Source organism: Aureimonas sp. AU40 (genome assembly GCF_001463785.1).
In the GTDB taxonomy this organism is placed as follows: Bacteria; Pseudomonadota; Alphaproteobacteria; order Rhizobiales; family Rhizobiaceae; genus Aureimonas.
In genome coordinates, this window is sequence record NZ_BBWL01000054.1 from 82,525 (window position 1) to 103,343 (window position 20,819).

Genomic DNA, 20,819 nt, shown 5'->3' on the forward strand with positions numbered 1-20,819 from the left:
GGGGAACGGGCGCCGGACCTAAATGTCCGGCGCCCGAAGCCGTTACTTGATGTAGCCCGCGCGGGTCATCTCGCGCGTGGCCTGCGACTGGGCAGCGGCCAGCGCCTGATCAACCGTGATGGTGCCCGACAGGGCGGAGGCGATCTGCTGGCCCACCGCCGTGCCGAGCCCCTGGAACTCGGGGATGGCGGCGAACTGGAGGCCGACATAGGGCTTGTCGGGGCCGGTCGAGGGGTCGGCGGCGTTCATGGAGCGCAGCGTCTCGGCGGCGAAGGGCGCGGCCTTCAGGTAGTTTTCGTTCTGGTAGAGCGAGGTCCGCGTGCCCGGAGGAACGTTGCCCCAGCCTTCCTTCTCGGCGACAAGCTTGGAATAGTCGCTGTCGGTCGCCCAGGTGATGAAGGTCTCGGCGGCTTCCTTCTTCTGCGAAGAGGCCGGGATCGCCAGCGACCAGGCCCAGAGCCAGTTGGCCCCGCCGTTCGGGCAATTGTCGACGCCGCAGGGCGCGGCCGTGAAGCCGACCTTGTCGGAGACCTGGCTCTGCTGCGGGTTGGTCACGAAGGAGCCAAGGCTCGTGGCGTCGATCCAAATGCCGCACTTGCCCTGCGCGAAGAGCGACAGATTCTCGTTGAAGCCGTTCGACGCCGCGCCCGGCGGGCCGAATTTCTGCATGGTCTCGACATAGCTGGCGACCGCCTTCTTCCAGCCTTCCGACTCGAACTGCGGCTTCCAGGCGGCGTCGAAATAGTTGGCGCCGAAGGAGCGGGCGAGGCTTCCCAGGAACGCCATGTTCTCGCCCCAGCCCGGCTTGCCGCGAAGGCAGATGCCGTAGACCCCGGCCGACTTGTCGGTCATCTTCTCGGCGGCCTGGGTGATGAAGCTCCAGGTGGGCTTCTCGGGCATGGTCAGCCCGGCTTTCTGCATCAGGTCCGTGCGATAGGCCGTCAGCACGCTTTCGCCGTAGAAGGGCGAGGCGAAGAGCTTGCCGTTCACCGACAGCGCGTCGCGCACGGGCGGCAGGAGCCCGTCGATGTCGAAGGCCGCACCCAGATTGTCGAGCGGTGCCAGCCAATCCTTGCGAGCCCAGATCGGCGCCTCGTAATTGCCGATCGTCAGAACGTCGAACTGGCCGCCCTTGGTGGCGATGTCGGTGGTCACCCGCTGGCGCAGCACGTTCTCTTCGAGCGTCACCCAGTTGATCTTGATGTCGGGGTGCTTCGCCTCGAACTCCGGCGTGAGCCGCTGCATGCGGATCATGTCGTTGTTGTTGACGGTCCCGACGGTGAGCACCGTCTGCGCCTGTGCGGGCAAGACGATCGCGAGAGCCGCGACGCAGCCCAGAGCCCATGATTGCAGGTTCATGCCTTCCTCCCAAACAACGATCCGTCGCCGAACTGCTGCAAGCGCGAGCCGGTCGCACCGGCCTCGTCGCGAGCCCGGAGATCCCCGGCGCCTCGTCGATCCAGCTTCGGTCCTCACCCACCGGTCAGCGCCGCTCTCCCTTCGACGCCCGCAAATTGCTACACGTGTAAACTTTTGCGGTCAAGAGCCCGTCGGTTCGATCTTCGAACTCGCGCCTTCGCTCCGAAAGGACCCTTCCCGTCCGGGGTCCGGCGAGGCGCGCGGCTTGTTCTTCGCCGCGCCTTGTCCCCATAAGTCGCCCTGTTCGGCGGCAAGGGGATCAGCGGCAGATGGCCATTTCCATTCCGCAATTGCGCGGGGTGGAGGCCTTGGCCCGCACCGGGCAGTTCTCGCGCGCGGCGCGGGAGATCGGCGTCAGCCAGCCCACCGTCTCGGCGCAGGCTCAAGCCTTCGAGGCCGCCACGCCGACGCGCCTCTTTCTGCGCGACGGGCATTCCGTGCGCGTCGCGCCCGAGGCGGAAGGCCTGATGGCGAAGATCCGCATCGCGCTGAGCTGCTTCGACGAGGTGGAGCGTGACCTCACCGAGCGGCAGGCGCAGGCCGCGCGGCGCCTGTCGATCGGCTTCCAGTTCTGGCGTCATGTCGGCTGGCCGGTGCTGCGGCCCTTTCTCCTCGCCTCCTGGCTTTTGATCGTCACATGGTCGGTCGGCATGATCGGCATGAGCCGCATTTTGCAGGGCTCGCTCTTCGGCAGCCAGCGCATGCCGGTCATGGCCGTGATCCTCATGCTCTGCGCCATGATCAGCCTCACGCTCTGTCGCGTCGTCGTCCCTCGGGGGTTGAAATGGCTGACGTGACCCGTCCCGCCCCATCCCGTCGCCTGCGGCTGACGCGCAGCGCGCCCGGCGCCGCGCGCGGCACGAGCTGGGGTGCCTGGCCGCTCCTGCTCGTCGCGACCCTCTCTATCCTCGTGCCTATGGCGGCCGTAGTGCTCTACAGTCTGGCGACGCGCTGGATGTCCCACGTCCTGCCGGACGGCTACACGCTCTCCCATTGGGCACAGGGCTTTGCCGACCCGCGCTTTCGCGAGGTGCTCTGGCGTTCGCTCTTGCTCGCGGTGATCGAAATCCTACTCGTCGCCCCAGCGGTCTATTGGCAGCGCGTGCGCAACCTGGCGATCCGTTCGGTTCTCGAAACACTTGCCGCCATTCCCTCTGTCATGCCGCTTCTCGTGATCGCCTTCGGCCTCCTGCGCGCGACGGGCGATGATCTCTCCGCCGCGCAGGGCACGTTCGGCTTTCCCCTGAGGCTGCGCGGCGCAAGCGCGCGGCGCATCCGCCAGCGGGCGGACGAGCTTCTGGAAATGGTGGGCCTCACCGAGCGCGCCGACCACCATCCCAACCAGCTATCCGGCCGCCAGCAGCAGCGCGCGGCGCTGGCCCGTGCGCTCGCGGCCGATCCGGCCGTTCTGCTTCTGGACGAGCCGCTTTCGGCGCTCGACGCCGTGGTGCGCGACCATCTGCGCGACGAAATCCGGCGCATCCAGCAGAGTATCGGTACAACCGCGATCCTCGTCACGCACGATCAGGCCGAGGCGCTGGCCGTGGCCGACCGGGTCATCGTCATGCGCGCGGGGCGTATCGAACAGGTGGCCGCCCCGGCCGAGCTCTACAACAGGCCCGCCGGCGCCTTCAGCGCCGGCTTCATCGGCGGGCGCAATCGGTTCGACTTGCGCGCCGCGAACGGCGAGGCGCGCCTCGGCGCGATCCGCTTCCCCGCGCCCTCGGGGGCGAGCCGCGTCGGCGTCTTCGTGCGCGCGGAAGATGTCCGCCGAAGCGCGGAGGGGCGACGGCGGGGCGGCGACCGTCGAGGCCCGTCTGTTCCAGGGGCAGACGACGCGTTTCTACCTCTCGCTGCCCGGCGAGGACGGCCCGCTTCGCTTGAAAGTGGACTGGCCGAGCCGCGCGGCCGGCGACCTTCATCCCGGCGACCGGGTTCATGTGGCGATCGACCCGGCGGAGGCCCATGTCTTCCTGCTGTGAGGGCCCCGTTTTGACCTACGACATTCTCTTCATCACCGCCGACCAATGGCGCGCCGATCATCTGCCCGGCCGCGCGCCCGTCGCGCTGCCGAACCTCGAGGCGCTGCTGCAGGACAGCGTCCTGTTTCGGCGCCATTACACGCAGGCCTATCCCTGCGGCGCCGCCCGCGCGGGGCTGCACACCGGGCTCTACCCGCACAAGCACCGCTCGATCCTCAACGGCACGCCGCTCGACGCGCGCCACCCGACCGTATTCTCGCTAATGCGCGGCGCCGGCGTCCGGCCGCGCCTCTTCGGCTACACCGACACGACCGCCGACCCGCGCCTGCTACCGCCCGGCGACCCCGCGATCGGCGACTATGAGGGCGTTGCCCCCGGGTTGGATGTGGATACGCTTCTGACCGAGCGCGCGACGCCCTGGCTCGCCCATCTCAAGCGGCGCGGCACCGCCGTGCCGCATCCCGAACGGGGGCGCGACGCCATCTTCGCCGCGCGGCCCTTCGGCGCGCCGGCCCTGTTCGAGGCGGAGGATTCCGAAACCGCTTTTCTGACGGACCGTTTCCTCGACTGGTTCTCGGTCGCCGGCCCCGAGCCCTTCTTCGCCCATCTCTCCTTCATCGCGCCCCATCCGCCCTTCGCGGTGGCCGAGCCCTTCCATTCGCTGGTCGATCCCGCCGACGTCGCGCTGCCGATCGGCTGGGGCTCCTTTGCGCGGGATGGGGCGCAGCATCCGCTGATCGCCTTCCATCAAGCGCGAACGGATCTATCCAAATTCGCGCCCGGCCTCGCCGGCCCGGCGGTCGCCGCCGACGAGGCGAGCGTCCGGCGCATTCGCGCCACCTATGCCGCGATGGCGGCGGAGGTGGACCATCATCTCGGCCGCATCGTCGCGGCGCTAAAGGCCGCGGGCCGCTGGGAGCGCACGCTCCTCGTCCTGTCGGGCGATCATGGCGAGCAATTGTTCGACCACGGGCTCCTCGGCAAGCTCGGCTATTTCGACCAGTCGGCCCATATCCCGCTGATCCTGCGCGACCCCCGGCCCGAGGCCGACGCCGCGCGCGGCAGCGTGGTGGACGCTTTCACCCAGTCGATCGACCTCCTGCCGACCCTTCTCCAGTTCGCCGGCCTTCGCGTGCCCGCCAATGTCGACGGCGAAAGCCTCCTGCCCTTCTGCCGGGGCGAGCGTTCCGCCGGCTGGCGCGACGCGGCTCATTGGAGCTTCGATTTCCGCGATCTCGTCCGGGGGCGGCCGGAGGCGCCGAGAGGGCTGACGGACCGACTCGCCTCGCTGCATGTGGTTCGCACCGAGCGCCTGAAATACGTCCACTTCCCCGGCCTGCCCCCTGCGATCTACGATCTGGCGAGCGACCCGGAAGAGCGGCGCAATCTGGCCGGCGACGCGGCCGGCGAGCGACTGCGCGCGGAGGGGCTGGAGCGCCTTCTGAACCTCAGGCTTCGCCACGAGGAGAACACCCTCACGGAATGGTCGCCTGATTGAACCGCGCGGCCGTCTGGGCCGCAGGCGCGCCTGACGGGTCGAAAAGCCGAGCGTCCTCCAGTTGGAACCGCGTCTCGACCCGCTTGCCGGGCGGCGGCGCCGGCCCAGCCTTTAGGCATTCCCAAGCCGCGCTTCGCTACATTGGAAATTGCCGGTTCCTCGCCCCTTCGAAGGCTTGGTGATTTCCTGCGTCCCGCCTTTGCGGGCCTCGTCTCTCCTTGTGCGGCAGAGAGTGTTCGCTCCACGCACACAGGCGTCCCCCAGCCTGCCGAGCGATGCGGTGAAGGTGTTCGATCGCTGTTCGACATAGGCGATCGTGCGTTCCGCTTCATCGTCAGACCGCATCCCCGGCCCGATGCGCACTCTTTCGTTCGGTGGTTTCGCTTTATCCGCGCGGACTTTCGTTTATGACCGAAGGGTCGCAACTCTTCGGAGGCCCGCATGCTGTCCGATCGCCAAAGCCAGATTCTGGACCTCGCGCGCCGGCAGGGCCGCGTGCAGGTGGACGAGCTGTCGCAACGCTTCGAGGTCAGCGTCCAGACCATCCGCAAGGATCTCAACGACCTGTGCGACGGGCGCCTCCTGTCCCGCATTCATGGCGGCGCGGTGGTCTCCTTCGGGGCGGAGAATGTCGGCTACGACGCGCGCCGCCTGATCGCCGCCGGCGAAAAGGCCGCGATCGGCAGGGCGGTCGCCGATCTCGTGCCCAACGGCGCCTCGCTCACCATCAATATCGGCACCACGACGGAAGCCGTCGCGACCGCCCTGTCGCGCCACCAGGGTCTGATGGTGGTCACCAACAACATCAATGTCGCGACCACCCTGCGCCCCTGCCCCGAGATCGAGGTCGTGATCGCGGGCGGTACGGTGCGACGCTCCGATGGCGGCATCGTGGGCGAGGCGGCGGTGGATTTCATCCAGCAGTTTCGGGTCGATTTCGCGGTGATCGGCGTGTCCGCGATCGAGGCGGACGGCACGCTGCTCGACTACGACTATCGCGAAGTGCGCGTCGCCCAGGCCATCATCGCCAATGCGCGCCACACGATCCTCGTGTCCGACGCCACCAAGTTCGAGCGCACGGCCTCGGTGCGAATCGGCAATATCCGCGAGATCGGCACGTTCGTCACCGATCATTGCCCGGTGGAGGAGTTCCGGCAGGTCTGCAAAGCCGCGCAGGTCCGGCTGATCGAAGTGGCGTCGCGGGACAGGACTACGTCCATCACGAGCGATTGACTTTCGTTTTCCTTTCGATATCGTCGCATCAGATTTCGCAACCGGCGAATATATGCTGCGATGCGAAAGTGAGCGGGACCGGACATGGCGCAGTTCGACGTCTTCATTATCGGCGGGGGTATCAACGGCTGCGGCATCGCGCGCGATGCCGCCGGGCGCGGCTACAGCGTCGGCCTCGCGGAAATGAACGACCTCGCCTCCGGCACGTCCTCCTGGTCCACCAAGCTGATCCATGGCGGATTGCGCTATCTCGAACACTACGAGTTCCGGCTGGTGCGCGAAGCGCTGGCCGAGCGCGAGGTGCTCTGGCGCATCGCGCCCCATATCGTGCGCCCGCTGCGCTTCGTGCTGCCCTATCACAAGGGCCTGCGCCCGGCTTGGCTGCTGCGGCTCGGCCTGTTTCTCTACGACCATATCGGCGGACGGCGGCAATTGCCGGCCACGAGCGGCGTCGATCTCGCCGGCCCGCTCGGCGCGCCGCTGAAGACCGGCTTCACCAAGGGCTTCGAATATTCCGACGCGCGGGTGGACGACGCGCGGCTGGTGGTGCTCAACGCGCGGGACGCCGAGGCGCGCGGCGCCGAGATCATGGTCGGGACGGAAGTGACCGAAGCCCGGCGCGAGGGCGCGCTCTGGCGTATCCGGCTGCGGGACCGGCGCGCGGGCGGCACTGAGCGGGTGGTCACCGCGCGCTTTCTCGTCAACATGGCGGGGCCTTGGGTGGACCGCGTGATCCAGCGCGCGCTCGGCCAGAGCGAGGCGCGGCACGTGCGCCTCGTGCAGGGCTCGCACATCGTCACGCGCAAGCTCTTCCACCACGACCGCGCCTATATCTTCCAGAACGCCGACCAGCGCATCGTCTTCGCCATTCCCTACGAGCGCGACTTCACGCTGATCGGCACGACGGACCGGGACTATGACGGCGACCCGGCAAAGGTCGCCATCACGGACGAGGAGTCCGACTATCTCTGCCGCGCCGCCTCGGACTATTTCGAGCGCCCGGTGACGCGGGCCGACATCGTCTGGACCTATTCCGGCGTTCGCCCGCTCTTCGACGACGGCGCCTCCAAGGCGCAGGAGGCGACGCGCGACTATGTCCTCAAGGTCGAGGGCGATGCGGCGCGCGGCGAGGCCGGGCTGCTGAACGGCTTCGGCGGCAAGATCACGACTTATCGCAAGCTGGCCGAGGACGCGCTGGAGCGCATCGGCGAGCGCATCGGCGCCAAGGGCGCGCCCTGGACCGGCAGCCGCCCCCTGCCCGGCGGCGACTTCGCCACCGACGGCGTCGGCGCGATCGAGGCGGAGCTTTCGCGCCTCGCCCCCGCGCTGGACCAGGCGACGGTCTCGCGCATGGTTTCGGCCTATGGGCGCGACGCGCTGGGTATCGCCGGCAACGGTCTTGGCCGCGATCTCGGGCATGGCCTCTTCGAGGCCGAACTCGGCTGGCTGGTGGAGCGTGAATGGGCGCGCACCGCCGAGGACGTGCTCTGGCGGCGCTCCAAGTTGGGCCTGCGCTTCTCGCCCGCCGAGGTCGAGGCGCTGGAACGGGCCATCGAAGGTTTGGTGGCGATCCGAAAGACCGCCGCCGCCTGACGGGAAGGAGGCTCCGACGCGCGACGGGAGGCGCGGGAGCCTGAGAATTCGTTCGACCGGAGCGGGATCGCTCCCGTGTCGGACGAGGGTTGAGAACAGACATGTCGAGCCTTCCCGGTGCCCCTGCGCGCACCCGAAGGTCTCGAACGCGACGGGTGGGCCTGGGAGGGTTCGATGCTGGAACTGATCGACGTGACGCGCATGGTCGGGGCCGAGACGCATATCGACCGCGTGTCGCTGCGCCTCGAACGCGGCTCGCTGAACGTGCTTCTCGGGCCGACGCTCGCGGGCAAGACCAGCCTCATGCGCCTGATGGCCGGGCTCGACCGGCCGACATCGGGCCGCATCCTGGCCGATGGGGTGGACGTGACGGGCGTTCCCGTGCGCCGGCGCAACGTCGCGATGGTCTACCAGCAGTTCATCAACTACCCCGCCTTCACGGTCTACGAGAACATCGCCTCGCCGCTGCGCGTCGCCGGTCGCTCGCAGGCCGAGATCGACGCCGCCGTTTCGCGCGCCGCCAAGCTGATGAAGCTGGAGCCCTATCTCCAGCGCACGCCGCTCAACCTCTCCGGCGGCCAGCAGCAGCGCACGGCGCTGGCACGAGCCCTGGTCAAGGGCGCCGATCTCGTGCTGCTCGACGAGCCGCTCGCCAATCTCGACTACAAGCTGCGCGAGGAACTGCGCGAGGAACTGCCGCGCATCTTCGCCGAAACGGGCGCCGTCTTCGTCTATGCCACGACCGAGCCGACCGAGGCGCTTCTGCTCGGCGGCAACACGGCGACGATGAGCCAGGGCCGCATCACCCAGTTCGGGCCGACGGCCAATGTCTATCGCTGCCCGGCCGATCTCGTCACCGCCCGCACCTTTTCCGATCCCCCGCTCAACGTCGCCTCCGCCGTGAAGGGCGCGGAGGGTCTGGCCTCGTCGCTCGGCTTCTCCGTGCCGCTGCCGCCCGTGGCGCGGATGCTGCCGGACGGGCCCTGCCAGATCGGCCTTCGCCCGCATCATCTTTCGCTGACAAATCGCCCTGGCTCGGTCGCCATGCAGGGCACGGCCGTGATCGCCGAGGTGACGGGCTCGGAAACCTTCGTTCATGCCGAGGTCGCGGGGCAGCGGCTCGTCGCGCTTCTGTCCGGCATCCAGCGCGTGGAGCCGGGCGAGGCGGTCACGCTTCACTTCGACCCCGCCGCGCTTCTCGTCTTCGACGCGAGCGGGCGCGCGGTCGGCGAACCCGCCCGGTTGGCGGCCTGAGGAGACAGACCATGGCCGCGATCCGCCTGGACCATATTCGCCACGCCTACACGCCCGAACTCGCCAGGGCCGGCACCTACGCGCTGCGCGAGGTCGACCACCTGTTCGAGGACGGGGGCGCCTATGCGCTGCTCGGCCCCTCCGGCTGCGGGAAGACGACGCTTCTCAACATCATTTCCGGCCTGCTGACGCCCTCTGAAGGCACGCTGCGCTTCGACGAGCGGGACGTGACAACGCTGACGCCCGAAGCGCGCAACATCGCGCAGGTCTTCCAGTTTCCCGTGATCTACGACACGATGAGCGTGGCGGACAATCTCGCCTTCCCCTTGCGGAACCGGAAGGTCCCCAAGCCCGAGATCGAGCGGCGCGTCGGCGACATGCTGCGCCGGCTGGGGCTCGAGGCCAAGGCCGGGCGCAGGGCGCAGGGGCTCACCGCCGACGAGAAGCAGAAGATCTCGCTGGGGCGCGGCCTCGTCCGTTCGGATGTGAACGCCATCCTGTTCGACGAGCCGCTGACCGTCATCGACCCGCACATGAAATGGCAGCTGCGCTCGCAGCTAAAGGAGCTGCACCGCCAGTTCCGCACCACGATGATCTATGTCACCCACGACCAGACCGAGGCGCTGACCTTCGCCGAGAAGGTCGTGGTGATGACCGAGGGGCAGGTCGTGCAGATCGGCACGCCCGAGGAGCTGTTCGAGCGCCCGCGCCACACGTTCGTCGGCTATTTCATCGGCTCGCCGGGCATGAACGTCCTGCCCTGCCGGCTTGAGGGCGAGGATGCGGTTCTGGCCGGCGGGCGGGTTCGCCTGGGGGGCGGCGCGCGGGTGGCCAGCGGGGCGCGCACCGAACTCGGCATTCGTCCCGAGTTCGTGCGGCTCGTGCCGCGCGGGCAAGGCTTGCCGGTGCAGGTTCGCCGCGTCGAGGATCTCGGCGCCGAACGCGTCGTGCGCGCCGAACTCGACGGGCAGAAGATCGTCTCGATCGTGCCGGAAGGGGTGGCGGTTCCCACTGAGGCGGACGTCGCCTTCGCGCCGGAGGCCCTGCATCTCTACGCCGATTCCTGGCTCGTCGAAGGGAGGGCCTGACATGAACAAGACCTATGACAACCGCGCCTGGCTCATGGTCCTGCCGGTTCTCGTTCTGGTCGCCTTCTCGGCGGTGATCCCGCTGATGACCGTGGTGAACTACTCCGTTCAGGACTCGTTCGGAAACAACGAGTTCTTCTGGGCCGGCACGGAATGGTTCACCGAGATCCTGACCTCGCCGCGCTTCCACGACGCGCTCTGGCGCAACCTGCTCTTCTCCGCCATCATCCTCGCGATAGAAGTGCCGCTCGGCATTCTCGTGGCGCTCGCCATGCCCAAGAAGGGCATCTGGGTGCCTGTCTGCCTCGTGCTGATGGCGCTGCCGCTCCTCATTCCGTGGAACGTGGTGGGCACGATCTGGCAGGTCTTCGGGCGCTCCGACATCGGCCTTCTCGGCCACACGCTGGCCAGCCTCGGCATTCCCTACAACTACGTGCAGAATTCCTTCGACGCCTGGGTGACGCTGATCGTCATGGACGTCTGGCACTGGACGAGCCTCGTCGTTCTACTCTGCTATGCCGGCCTCGTCTCGATCCCCGACGCGTATTATCAGGCCGCGAAGATCGACGGCGCCTCGCGCTGGGCCGTGTTCCGCTACATCCAGCTGCCGAAGATGGGCCGGGTGCTGCTGATCGCCGTGCTGCTGCGCTTCATGGACAGTTTCATGATCTACACCGAGCCTTTCGTGGTCACCGGCGGCGGCCCCGGCAACTCGACCACCTTCCTGTCGATCGATCTGGTGAAGATGGCGGTGGGCCAGTTCGACCTCGGCCCGGCGGCGGCCATGAGCCTCGTCTACTTCCTCATCATCCTCCTCATGTCCTGGATATTCTACACCGTCATGACCAATGCCGGCGTGGATCGCCCCGCCTCCAAGGGAGACGCTTGAGATGAGCGCGACCGACCTCGGACAAGCCGGCGCGCCCGCGCTGCCGCCGGCGCTGCATTCGGAAGCCGCGATCAAGGCGCGCTCGCGCATGGCCTCGGGCGGATTCCGGCCCAAGGCGCTGATCCCGATCGTCTACATCCTGTTCCTGCTCGTGCCGATCTACTGGCTGGTCAACATGAGCTTCAAGACCAACAGCGAGATCATCGGCGCCTTCTCGCTGTTCCCCGCCGAGCCGACGCTCGCCAACTACCGGACGATCTTCACCGACCCGTCCTGGTACATGGGCTACGTCAATTCCATCACCTATGTCGTTCTGAACATGGTGATCTCGGTGGCGGCCGCGCTGCCCGCCGCCTACGCCTTCTCGCGCTACCGGTTCCTGGGCGACAAGCATCTCTTCTTCTGGCTGCTGACCAATCGCATGGCGCCGCCGGCGGTCTTCGCCCTGCCCTTCTTCCAGCTCTATTCCGCCTTCGGGTTGATCGACACGCATATCGCCGTGGCGCTCGCGCACTGCCTGTTCAACGTGCCGCTGGCGGTCTGGATTCTGGAAGGTTTCATGTCGGGCGTGCCGAAGGAGATCGACGAGACCGCCTATATCGACGGCTATTCCTTCCCGCGTTTCTTCGTGAAGATCTTCATGCCCCTGATCGCGAGCGGCATCGGCGTCGCCGCCTTCTTCTGCTTCATGTTCTCCTGGGTCGAACTCCTGATCGCGCGCACGCTGACCGTGACGGAGGCCAAGCCCATCTCCGCCATCATGACGCGCACCGTCTCGGCCGCCGGAATGGACTGGGGCGTGCTGGCAGCGGCGGGCGTCCTCACCATCATCCCCGGCGCGATCGTGATCTGGTTCGTGCGCAACTACATCGCCAAGGGCTTCGCCCTGGGGCGGGTGTGATGCGCCGGCTTTTCTCCACCCCCATCCCCAACCTCTCCGGGAGGATCTGACATGCCCGATTTTTCCTGGATGGCCTGGACGCTGCCGACCGCCATCTTCTTCTTCGCGATCGCCGGCCTCATCGCCCTGATGGGCGTCTGGGAGGCCGTGTCGCCGGGCGGGGGCCCACGCTACGGCTTGCTCCGCTTCGAGACGACGCGCGGCGACCGTTTGTTCCTGTCGCTGCTCGGCTCGGCCTTCATCTGCCTCGGCTTCGTCGGGCTCGGCGGCGAGGACGCCAATCTCTGGATCGGCCTCGGCGTGTGCCTGGTCTGGTTCCTTCTCGTCTTCCGCTTCGTCTGACGCCTTCGCGCCCCATGTCGGGGAGGGCGCGGGGCGAAAGGCGTGAAGCGGCACAACAGGTCTTCGCGTCACCGGCCGATCGACGCGGACCCGTCTTCTCGATCGGCCCTTACGTCTCTCTGGGAGGAGCATCATGCAGAAACATCATTGGTTGGCTTCAGTGGCGCTTGCCGCCCTTGCGCTCGCCGGTCCGGCCCATGCCGACATGGGCGCGGCCAAGTCGTTCCTCGACACCGAGGTCAAGGACCTCTCCAGCCTGTCGCGCGGCGACCAGGAAAAGGAGATGCAGTGGTTCATCGACGCCGCCAAGCCCTTCCAGGGCATGGACATCAAGGTCGTCTCGGAAACGCTGACGACGCATGAATACGAGTCGAAGGTGCTGGCCCCGGCCTTCACCGCCATCACCGGCATCAAGGTCACGCACGACCTGATCGGCGAAGGCGACGTCATCGAAAAGCTGCAGACGCAGATGCAGTCGGGCGAGAACATCTACGACGCCTATGTCAACGATTCCGACCTGATCGGCACGCATTGGCGCTACCAGCAGGTGCGCAACCTGACCGACTGGATGGCCGGCGACGGCAAGGACGTGACCAGCCCGACGCTCGACATCGCCGATTTCATCGGCACGAGCTTCACCACCGCGCCCGACAAGAAGCTCTACCAGCTGCCCGACCAGCAGTTCGCCAATCTCTACTGGTTCCGGTACGACTGGTTCAACGACGCAAAGAACAAGGCCGACTTCAAGGCCAAGTACGGCTACGATCTCGGCGTGCCGGTCAACTGGTCGGCCTACGAGGACATCGCCGAATTCTTCACCGGTCGCGAGATCGGGGGGAAGAAGGTCTATGGCCACATGGACTACGGCAAGAAGGACCCCTCGCTCGGCTGGCGCTTCACCGACGCCTGGCTCTCCATGGCCGGCAACGGCGACAAGGGCCTGCCCAACGGCCTGCCCGTGGACGAATGGGGCATTCGCGTCAACGACAAGTCGCAGCCGGTCGGCTCGTGCGTGGCGCGCGGCGGCGACACCAACGGCCCGGCGGCCGTCTACTCCATCGAGAAATATCTCGAATGGCTGAAGAAATACGCCCCGCCGGTGGCGCAGGGCATGAACTTCTCCGAAAGCGGGCCGGTGCCGGCGCAGGGCGAAGTCGCCCAGCAGATCTTCTGGTACACCGCCTTCACCGCCGACGCCGTGAAGCCGGGTCTGCCGGTCGTCAACGAGGACGGCACGCCGAAATGGCGCATGGCCCCCTCGCCGCACGGCGTCTACTGGGTGGACGGCATGAAGCTCGGCTATCAGGACGTCGGCTCCTGGACGCTGATGCAGTCCACGCCCACCGACCGCGCCAAGGCCGCCTGGCTCTACGCCCAGTTCGTCACCTCCAAGACGGTGGACGTGAAGAAGGCCCATCACGGCCTGACCTTCGTTCGCGAATCCACGATCCGGGACAAGAGCTTCACCGAGCGCGCCAAGGATCTCGGCGGTCTGGTCGAGTTCTACCGCTCGCCCGCCCGCAAGCAGTGGTCGCCGACCGGCACCAACGTTCCCGACTATCCCAAGCTCGCTCAGCTCTGGTGGCAGGCGATCGGCGATGCGGCGGCCGGCAACAAGACCCCGCAGCAGGCGATGGACACGCTCTGCGCCGAGCAGGAAAAGGTGATGGCGCGCCTGGAGCGGGCCAAGGTCCAGGGCGACAAGGGCCCCGTGCTCAACAAGGAGCAGGACATGGCCTACTGGGTCGAGGAGGCCAAGAAGAACGGCACGATCGCGCCCCAGCCCAAGAAAGAGAACGAGAAGGAAAAGCCCGTCACCGTCAATTACGACGAGCTGGTGAAGAGCTGGTCCGACGCCGATGCCGCCGCGGCCCAGCCAGGGGCGACTCCCGTCTCGGCCCCGGCGAAGTAAGCCAGGCCCCTCTCGCATCTTGACGAAAGGGCCGGTTCGCCGGCCCTTTCCCTGTTCCACCGACCGCTATCGCCTTTCGTTTCGGGAGTTTCCATGGCCGGCTATGTGCTTGCGATCGACCAGGGCACGACGTCCACCCGCGCCATCGTCTTCGACGATGCCTTCCGCATTCTCGGCGTCGGGCAGGAGGAGTTCCCGCAGCATTTCCCGCGCTCCGGCTGGGTCGAGCACGATCCGGAGGACATCTGGCGCTCCACCGTCGCGACGGTGCGCACGGCGCTCGCCGCCGCCTCGCTTTCGGCCGGCGACATCGCGGCGCTCGGCATCACCAACCAGCGCGAAACGACCGTGATCTGGGATCGCGACAGCGGCGCGCCGATCCACAACGCCATCGTCTGGCAGGACCGGCGCACGGCCGAGACCTGCGGGCAGCTGCGCGAGGACGGGGTCGAGGCCGAGGTAACGGGCAAGACCGGCCTCGTGATCGACCCCTATTTCTCCGGCACCAAGATCGGCTGGATTCTCGACAATGTCTCGGGCGCGCGGGCGCGCGCCGAAGCCGGCAAGCTCGCCTTCGGCACGGTGGACAGCTTTCTTCTCTGGCGCCTGACGGGCGGGCGCGTCCACGCAACGGACGCGACCAACGCCAGCCGCACGCTTCTGTTCGACATCGAAGCCAACAGCTGGGACGACGAGCTCTTGAGGCTCCTGCGCGTGCCCCGCTCTCTCCTGCCGGAGGTGCGGGACTGCGCCAGCGATTTCGGCACGACCGATCCCGCCCTATTCGGCGCCCCCATTCCCATTCTCGGCATCGCGGGGGATCAGCACGCCGCCCTGCTCGGCAATGCCTGTTTCCGGCCGGGCATGACCAAGTCGACCTACGGCACCGGCTGTTTCGCCGTTCTGAACACGGGCGGGACGCGCTGCCATTCGCAGAACCGGCTCCTCTCGACCGTCGGCTATCGCCTCGGCGGCCAAACGACCTTCGCCTTGGAGGGCTCGATCTTCGTTGCCGGCGCGGCGGTGCAATGGCTGCGCGACGGGCTGAAGCTGATCGAGCGGGCCGAGCAGTCCGGCCCCATGGCCGCGAAAGCCAGCGAGGGGGAGGACGTCTATCTCGTGCCCGCCTTCGTCGGGCTGGGCGCGCCCTGGTGGGATGCCGAAGCGCGAGGCGCGATCTATGGGCTGACCCGCAACACCGGCCCGAACGAATTCGCCCGCGCCGCGTTGGAATCGGTCTGCTTCCAGACGGGCGACCTGCTCGGCGCCATGGGGCGGGATTGGCAGGGCGAGGGAGATCGCGTCCTGCGCGTCGACGGCGGCATGGTATCCAGCGACTGGACCATGCAGCGCCTCGCCGACTTGCTCGACGCGCCGGTGGACCGGCCCGTCGTGTTGGAAACCACGGCGCTCGGCGCAGCCTGGCTCGCTGGCTTTCAGGCCGGCGTCTGGCCCGATCAGGACGGGTTTTCCGCCAGCTGGCACCTGGAGCGCCGCTTCGAGCCCGCAATGTCCCCGGTGGAGCGCGGCCGCAAGCTCGCCGGCTGGGCCTCCGCCGTGAAGCGGACGCTGACGTCGTGAGACGCTTGCTTCTTCGGGTTCAGGCCGTGCGCTGAAAGTCCTCGATTTCGACCGGACCCGGTCGCCCGTAGAGAAAGCCTTGATGGATCAGGCAGTCGCTGGCGAGAAGCACCTCGCGCTGGCGCTCGGTCTCGATCCCTTCGGCCACGGCCGTCAGATTGTAGCCCCGGCACAGCGCGATGACCGACTGCACCACGGCGGCGCAACCGTCCTCGCCGTCGAGATCGGCAACGAAGCTGCGGTCGATCTTGATGCGGGTCAAAGGCAGGGCGCGCACCAGGGCGAGGGAGGAGAACCCCGTGCCGAAATCATCGAGCGCGATACCGACGCCGAGATCGCGCACCGAGCGGAGCGTTCCGCTGGCGCTTTCCAGATCTTCGAGGATCGCGGTCTCGGTGATCTCCAGTTCCAGCCGATGCGCGGCAAGGCCGGTGGAGGCGAGGATCGAGCCGACGAGATCGGCCAGCCCCTCACCGCGCAGCTGGGTCGCCGAAAGGTTGACGGCGATCGTCAGATGGGGCGCCCAGGCGGCGGCGTCGCGGCAGGCCGTTCGCAGCACCCATTCGCCGATCTGCGGCATGAGGCCGAGCTTCTCGGCCACGGGCACGAACTCGGCGGGCGAAACGGAGACGCCCGTCTGGTCGACCCAGCGCAGGAGCGCCTCGTAGCCCAGGATTTCCTGGCTGCGCCCATCCACGAGCGGCTGGTAGGCAAGCTGGAAATCGCAGGTCGAGGCGGCATGGCGCAGCTTGAGTTCGAGCAGCGAGCGGGCGAGCGCGACCTCGTTCATCGACATGTCGTAGAACCGAACGCAGTTCCGGCCTTCGCTCTTGGCGCGGTAGAGCGCCTGATCGGCGCTGCGGTAGAGCGCGGGGATCTCGTCGCCGTCCTGCGGAGCGATAGCGACGCCGACGCTCGCGCCGATATTGGCCGTATGCGCCCCGATCTCGATCGGGCGGTTCATCGCCGCGACGATGTCGTTCGCCATGGCGGCGATGTCGCTCTGGCTGGGCGAGTTGAACTGCAGAATGGCGAACTCGTCCCCTCCCAGCCGGCCCGCCACGCCATGAAGCCCCGCGACCGCCTCAAGCCGGCGGGCGACCTCGCAAAGGACCTCGTCGCCGACGAGATGGCCGAACATGTCGTTCACGGGCTTGAAGCGGTCGAGATCGACATAGTGGAGCGCGATGCGCGAGCCGTAGGTGATCTGCGGAAACTGGATCTCGAAATGTTCGCCGAGGCCGACACGGTTGGGAAGCCCGGTCAGCCCGTCATGCAGCGCCTGGAACCGGAAGCGCTGTTCGGAGCTGCGCTGATCGGTCAGGTCGCGCGTGACCTTGGCAAAGCCGATGAAGTCGCCGTCCTCGTCGTGGATGGCGTCCAGCGCGACGCTGGCCCAGAAGGCGGTCCCGTCCTTTCGGTAGCGCCAGCCTTCCGTCGCGAAATGGCCGTAGCGCCGGGCCAGCTCGAGATTGCGCCGCGGCACGCCCTGCTCGCGGTCCTCCTTCGAGTAGAAACACTCGTAGTTCTTGCCGACGATCTCCTCGGCCTTGTAGCCCTTGGCCCGCTGCGCCCCGGCGTTCCAGTTCAGAACGGTGCCGTCCTCGGCGAGAAGGTAGATCGCGTAATCCTTCACGCTTTGAACGAGCAGACGGTACATCAACTCGGAGGTGATCGACTTCTTGGCCATGCGCTTCCCCATCGCCTGTCACCCTGGGCCGCCGCGGTAAACAATTTGCCCACGATACAGGCGCGCCCTGTGTTGGGCGTCCGATTTTTCGACCCTTGCGGGCTTATGCCGCGTCTGACGGCTGGGGTCAGCGCAGCGCGCCGACGACGCTTTCGACGCTCCGCATCAGCGAGCCGAAGGCGCCGAACGGCCAGGGCTTTCCCCCTGTTGGGGTGACATGGCCGGAGGCCATCATGGGAAGCAGGGGCCAGAGCGGGCTTGCGGTCAGCGCGGGCGGCAGCTCGGCGTCGAGAAGAACGAGATGCGTCTCGGCCGGCAGCGCGGCCAGTTGCTCGAGGCCGAGCGTGGTGAAACCGAAGGGCTGCGGCTCCGCGAAGGGCGGCGGGGGAAAGCCGACCCGCGCCAGACATTGCGCGAGAGCGGCGTTTGAGGTGAAGACGCGAAGGCGCGCAACGCCCGGCAGAGGCTGCGCGACGAGAAGCGGGCGCGAGGCCGCCGCCGCGCCATGGCGTTCCGCAAGGCCGGCCAGCCGCGTCTCGACATCGGCGAGGATGCGATCGGCCTCCCCCGCCCGGCCCACCAGAGCGCCGATCTCCCGCGTCGCCGCTCGCAGCGCGGCGAGCATGTCGAGATCGGCGGGATTGTCGGCGATCAGCGTTGTCGGCGCGATCGCGGAAAGTTCCGCCTCGATCGACCGGTGGCGAAACGCGCTGGCGAGGATCAGGTCCGGCTGCAAGCGCGAGATCGCCTCCAGGCTCGGCTGCTGGCGCCGCCCGAGATCGGGCACGGCGGCAAGTTCGTCGGACGCGATGCTCACCCAGCTCGCATAACCCTCGCGCTCCGCGACGCCCGCCGGCACGAGCCCAAGGAGAAGCAGGATCTCCGTCGAATTCCATTCGAGCGCCACGACCTTGCGCGCCCGCTCCCCGGCCCAAAGAGGCCCGGGCAGGGCGAGCGACGCGAGGCCGCCCGCCAGAACGCTTCGCCGCGAAAGCGGCATCACCATTTGACGCTCGCCGTCGCGACCACGCTGCGGCCCTGCCCGAAATAGCACTGGGTCGAGATGTTGCAGCCGGCGACATAGGTCTTGTCGCCGAGATTGGTCGCGTTGACCTGCAAAGCCCAATTGTGGACGTCGTAGCGCACGAAGGCGTCGGCCAGGACATAGCTCGGCACGAAGAACGTATTGGCATCGTCCCCCGCCGTGGCGCCGATCCGCCGCACGCCGCCGCCGATCTTCAACGTGCCCGGCAGGGCGTCGGGCATGGGAACGTCATAGGACAGGAAGAGGCTCTGCTGCTGCTTCGGCACGGTGTAGGGCCTGTTTCCGACATTGGCCGCCGTCTTGCTCCTGGAAATTTCCGGGTCCTGAACGCTCAAGGCCGCCACGAGATCGAGTCGATCGAAGACGCGCGCCGTCGCCTCCAGTTCGACGCCGCGCACCCGCACCTCGTCGGTCTGATAGTAGACGCCCGCGGTGCGGTTGACGACGTTCTGCTGCGTCGCCTCGAAGGCCGAAAGGGTCACCGAATAGGGCGCGGCATCGGGCGAGAACTTGACGCCGGCCTCGATCAGCTCGCCCGTCGTCGGCTTCAGCGCCGTGTCGGTCAGCGTCAGCACCGGCTGGAACGAGGTCGAGTAGAGCGCATAGGGCGTCAGCCCGTTGTCGAACGCATAGGCGAGCCCGAGACGGCCGGTCGTCTGGCCGGGGTCCTGGCGATAGGTCGAGGTGGCGCCCGTCGCGAGCGTGGTGGAATCCGAGTCGATCTCGACGAAGTCGTGCCGCAGGCCGCCGGTCACGCGCAGGCGCCCCCATTCCATCTGGTCCTGGACATAGAGCCCGGCCTGGCGCTGCGTCTGCTGGAGGCGGGCCGTCACCGACGGCGCGCTGTAGGGCTTGTCGTAGACGGGTCGATAAAGGTCCTGCGTCGGACCGTTCGCCGAGCCCGTGTCGTTGTCGAGGCTCTGCCATTGCAGATCGACGCCGCCGAGGAGGGTGTGGGACACCGCGCCCGTTTCGAAACGGACTTCCCCGTTGGTGTCCAGCGCCAAGGCGTCGAGCGTGGGATAGGCGGCGTAGTTCAGCCGCGTGATGGTGCGCTCGTCCCTCGCGATGCCGCGCGTGAAGAGATTCTCGTAGGCGAGGTCGAGATGGGAATAGCGGAAGTTCTGGCGGATCGTGACGCCGCCGTCGAACGCGTGCTCGAAGCGATAGCCGGCATAGCCCGACTCCTTGTCGTAGGTCGCCCAGCGCGGATCGCCGTCGGAGAAGTCGCGCGCGATCCGCTGGCCGCGACTGTTGGGGTAGAGGCTGCCGAGTGCCGGCACGATGGCGCCGACCTGCCCCAGCTCGTCGCGGGCATAGGCCCCGTAGATCGTGAAATTCGTCGCCGCGTCCGGCTCCCATCGCAGGACGGGGCTTACCGCGACGTGATCGTTGCGGCCGAGATAGATGTCGGTGTCGGCGTCGCGCCAGACGCCCATGAGGCGATAGGACAGGGTCTTATCGGCGTTCAGCGGCCCGGTGAGATCGACGCCGACCTCCTTCTGCCGGTGGCTGCCGATGCGCGTGTAGATCTCGCCGCCCGCCTCGGTCTGCGGGTCCTTCGACACCATGTTGACGACGCCGCCGACATTGGCCTGCCCGAACAGGGCCGAGCTCGGACCGCGCAGGATTTCGACCCGGTTCAGGAAGAAGGGCTCGATGCGGAAGCCGGCATAGCCGCCCGTCTGGTTGGCGATCTGCGGCACGCGCAAGCCGTCGAGATAGAGATCGGCGGGAAATCCGCGCACGGTGAAATAGTCCGAGCGCGGGTCGTTTCCGTAGCGCTGCCCGTTGACGCCCGCGCTGTAGAGAAGGCTTTCCGAGACGGTCTGCACCGCCCGGTCGTCCATGTTGTCGCGCGTGACGACAGAGATCGACTGCGGCGTCTCGTTGATCGGCGTCGCGGTCTTGGTCGCGGAAGCGCTGTCGCGCGCGACATAGCCGGGGGGATTGGAGCGCGGGCCTTGCCCGCCGACGCCCGTCACCGTCACGGTGTCGAGCTGGATCGCTTCCATCTCCTCGGCCAGCGAGACGGCGGGCGCGGCGCAGACCGCGAGCGCGGCGGTCGAGACCTTCAAGATCGCGGAAAACCCGTGGCGACGCGCCGCCGGCTCGTTGCCGCAGCGCTTGTTGGTTTCGGACAGACCCACGGCTCGTAATCCCCTCGCATCGTCGTCTCCCGATGGAAGGAGACCGTTCGGGCGGGATAACTAGACTTTACAACTCAACTTTGTCAGGTCAAAAAACGGCTGCATCGGGCCATGATCCGGCCCGGAGGCGCCGTCTCGGTTCGAAGCCCGATTTCGGGCCAGGATCGGGTTTTGACAGCGCGGCAAGAGCGATCCAATCCGAACGCGAAGAGGCTTTCATGCGGCAGGCGGACCAGGCGTCA

General features: G+C 67.5%; 16 protein-coding genes and 1 pseudogene. 13 read left to right on the plus strand and 4 right to left on the minus strand.

The annotated features are described in order from the left end of the window. Positions 1-42: 42 nt before the first annotated feature. A complete protein-coding gene (locus AUL32_RS21495) occupies positions 43-1,359 on the minus strand; it encodes an ABC transporter substrate-binding protein (protein ID WP_062119739.1) in 1,317 nt (438 codons plus the stop codon). Positions 1,360-1,688: 329 nt separating this feature from the next. On the opposite strand from AUL32_RS21495, the gene AUL32_RS21500 reads away from it, so the two are divergent. The 13 genes and pseudogenes from AUL32_RS21500 to glpK all read left to right on the plus strand — a co-directional run bounded on the left by AUL32_RS21500 (position 1,689) and on the right by glpK (position 15,692). Beyond that, the gene (locus tag AUL32_RS21500; protein WP_062119741.1) at positions 1,689-2,216 is read left to right on the plus strand and encodes a helix-turn-helix domain-containing protein; all 528 of its coding nucleotides are present in this window, start codon (positions 1,689-1,691) and stop codon (positions 2,214-2,216) included. A 362-nt stretch (positions 2,217-2,578) separates the two neighbouring features. Then, positions 2,579-2,836: pseudogene (locus tag AUL32_RS26470) on the plus strand (ATP-binding cassette domain-containing protein); the annotation flags it as partial. A gap of 346 nt (positions 2,837-3,182) precedes the next feature. Beyond that, complete coding sequence (locus AUL32_RS26475; RefSeq protein WP_062119747.1) at positions 3,183-3,401, plus strand: TOBE domain-containing protein; 219 nt, start codon at positions 3,183-3,185, stop codon at positions 3,399-3,401. Further along, positions 3,385-4,899, plus strand: coding sequence for a sulfatase-like hydrolase/transferase (locus AUL32_RS21515; RefSeq protein ID WP_062119750.1), 1,515 nt, complete (start codon positions 3,385-3,387; stop codon positions 4,897-4,899). Before AUL32_RS26475 ends, AUL32_RS21515 begins: the two co-directional genes overlap by 17 nt. A gap of 441 nt (positions 4,900-5,340) precedes the next feature. After that, positions 5,341-6,132 (plus strand): DeoR/GlpR family DNA-binding transcription regulator, encoded by a 792-nt coding sequence (locus AUL32_RS21520; RefSeq protein ID WP_062119753.1) that lies wholly within the window; start codon positions 5,341-5,343, stop codon positions 6,130-6,132. A gap of 84 nt (positions 6,133-6,216) precedes the next feature. Further along, positions 6,217-7,725, plus strand: coding sequence for a glycerol-3-phosphate dehydrogenase (glpD, locus tag AUL32_RS21525; RefSeq protein WP_062119756.1), 1,509 nt, complete (start codon positions 6,217-6,219; stop codon positions 7,723-7,725). A gap of 174 nt (positions 7,726-7,899) precedes the next feature. After that, the gene (locus AUL32_RS21530; protein ID WP_062119759.1) at positions 7,900-8,979 is read left to right on the plus strand and encodes an ABC transporter ATP-binding protein; all 1,080 of its coding nucleotides are present in this window, start codon (positions 7,900-7,902) and stop codon (positions 8,977-8,979) included. A gap of 11 nt (positions 8,980-8,990) precedes the next feature. Then, the gene (locus tag AUL32_RS21535) at positions 8,991-10,067 is read left to right on the plus strand and encodes an ABC transporter ATP-binding protein (RefSeq protein WP_062119762.1); all 1,077 of its coding nucleotides are present in this window, start codon (positions 8,991-8,993) and stop codon (positions 10,065-10,067) included. 1 nt (position 10,068) lies between these two features. Continuing rightward, positions 10,069-10,956 carry a carbohydrate ABC transporter permease gene (locus AUL32_RS21540; protein ID WP_062119765.1) on the plus strand — a complete coding sequence of 296 codons (888 nt, stop codon included), beginning with the start codon at positions 10,069-10,071 and terminating at the stop codon, positions 10,954-10,956. An 88-nt stretch (positions 10,957-11,044) separates the two neighbouring features. Further along, entirely contained in the window at positions 11,045-11,857 is an 813-nt protein-coding gene (locus tag AUL32_RS21545; protein WP_148640227.1) for a carbohydrate ABC transporter permease, read from the plus strand. Between the two features lie 51 nt (positions 11,858-11,908). Next, positions 11,909-12,199: a DUF2160 domain-containing protein gene (locus tag AUL32_RS21550; protein ID WP_062119768.1), complete on the plus strand. Its 291-nt coding sequence runs from the start codon at positions 11,909-11,911 to the stop codon at positions 12,197-12,199. A 133-nt stretch (positions 12,200-12,332) separates the two neighbouring features. Beyond that, positions 12,333-14,111 carry an ABC transporter substrate-binding protein gene (locus AUL32_RS21555; RefSeq protein WP_061978777.1) on the plus strand — a complete coding sequence of 593 codons (1,779 nt, stop codon included), beginning with the start codon at positions 12,333-12,335 and terminating at the stop codon, positions 14,109-14,111. A gap of 93 nt (positions 14,112-14,204) precedes the next feature. Continuing rightward, entirely contained in the window at positions 14,205-15,692 is a 1,488-nt protein-coding gene (glpK, locus tag AUL32_RS21560) for a glycerol kinase GlpK (RefSeq protein WP_062119770.1), read from the plus strand. A gap of 19 nt (positions 15,693-15,711) precedes the next feature. Here glpK and AUL32_RS21565 read toward each other — a convergent pair whose 3' ends face one another. The 3 genes from AUL32_RS21565 to AUL32_RS21575 all read right to left on the minus strand — a co-directional run bounded on the left by AUL32_RS21565 (position 15,712) and on the right by AUL32_RS21575 (position 20,577). Beyond that, complete coding sequence (locus AUL32_RS21565; protein ID WP_062119773.1) at positions 15,712-17,382, minus strand: putative bifunctional diguanylate cyclase/phosphodiesterase; 1,671 nt, start codon at positions 17,380-17,382, stop codon at positions 15,712-15,714. 127 nt (positions 17,383-17,509) lie between these two features. Beyond that, positions 17,510-18,388 (minus strand): ABC transporter substrate-binding protein, encoded by an 879-nt coding sequence (locus AUL32_RS21570; protein ID WP_244498012.1) that lies wholly within the window; start codon positions 18,386-18,388, stop codon positions 17,510-17,512. Continuing rightward, complete coding sequence (locus AUL32_RS21575; RefSeq protein WP_306302900.1) at positions 18,382-20,577, minus strand: TonB-dependent siderophore receptor; 2,196 nt, start codon at positions 20,575-20,577, stop codon at positions 18,382-18,384. Before AUL32_RS21575 ends, AUL32_RS21570 begins: the two co-directional genes overlap by 7 nt. Positions 20,578-20,819: the final 242 nt, after the last annotated feature.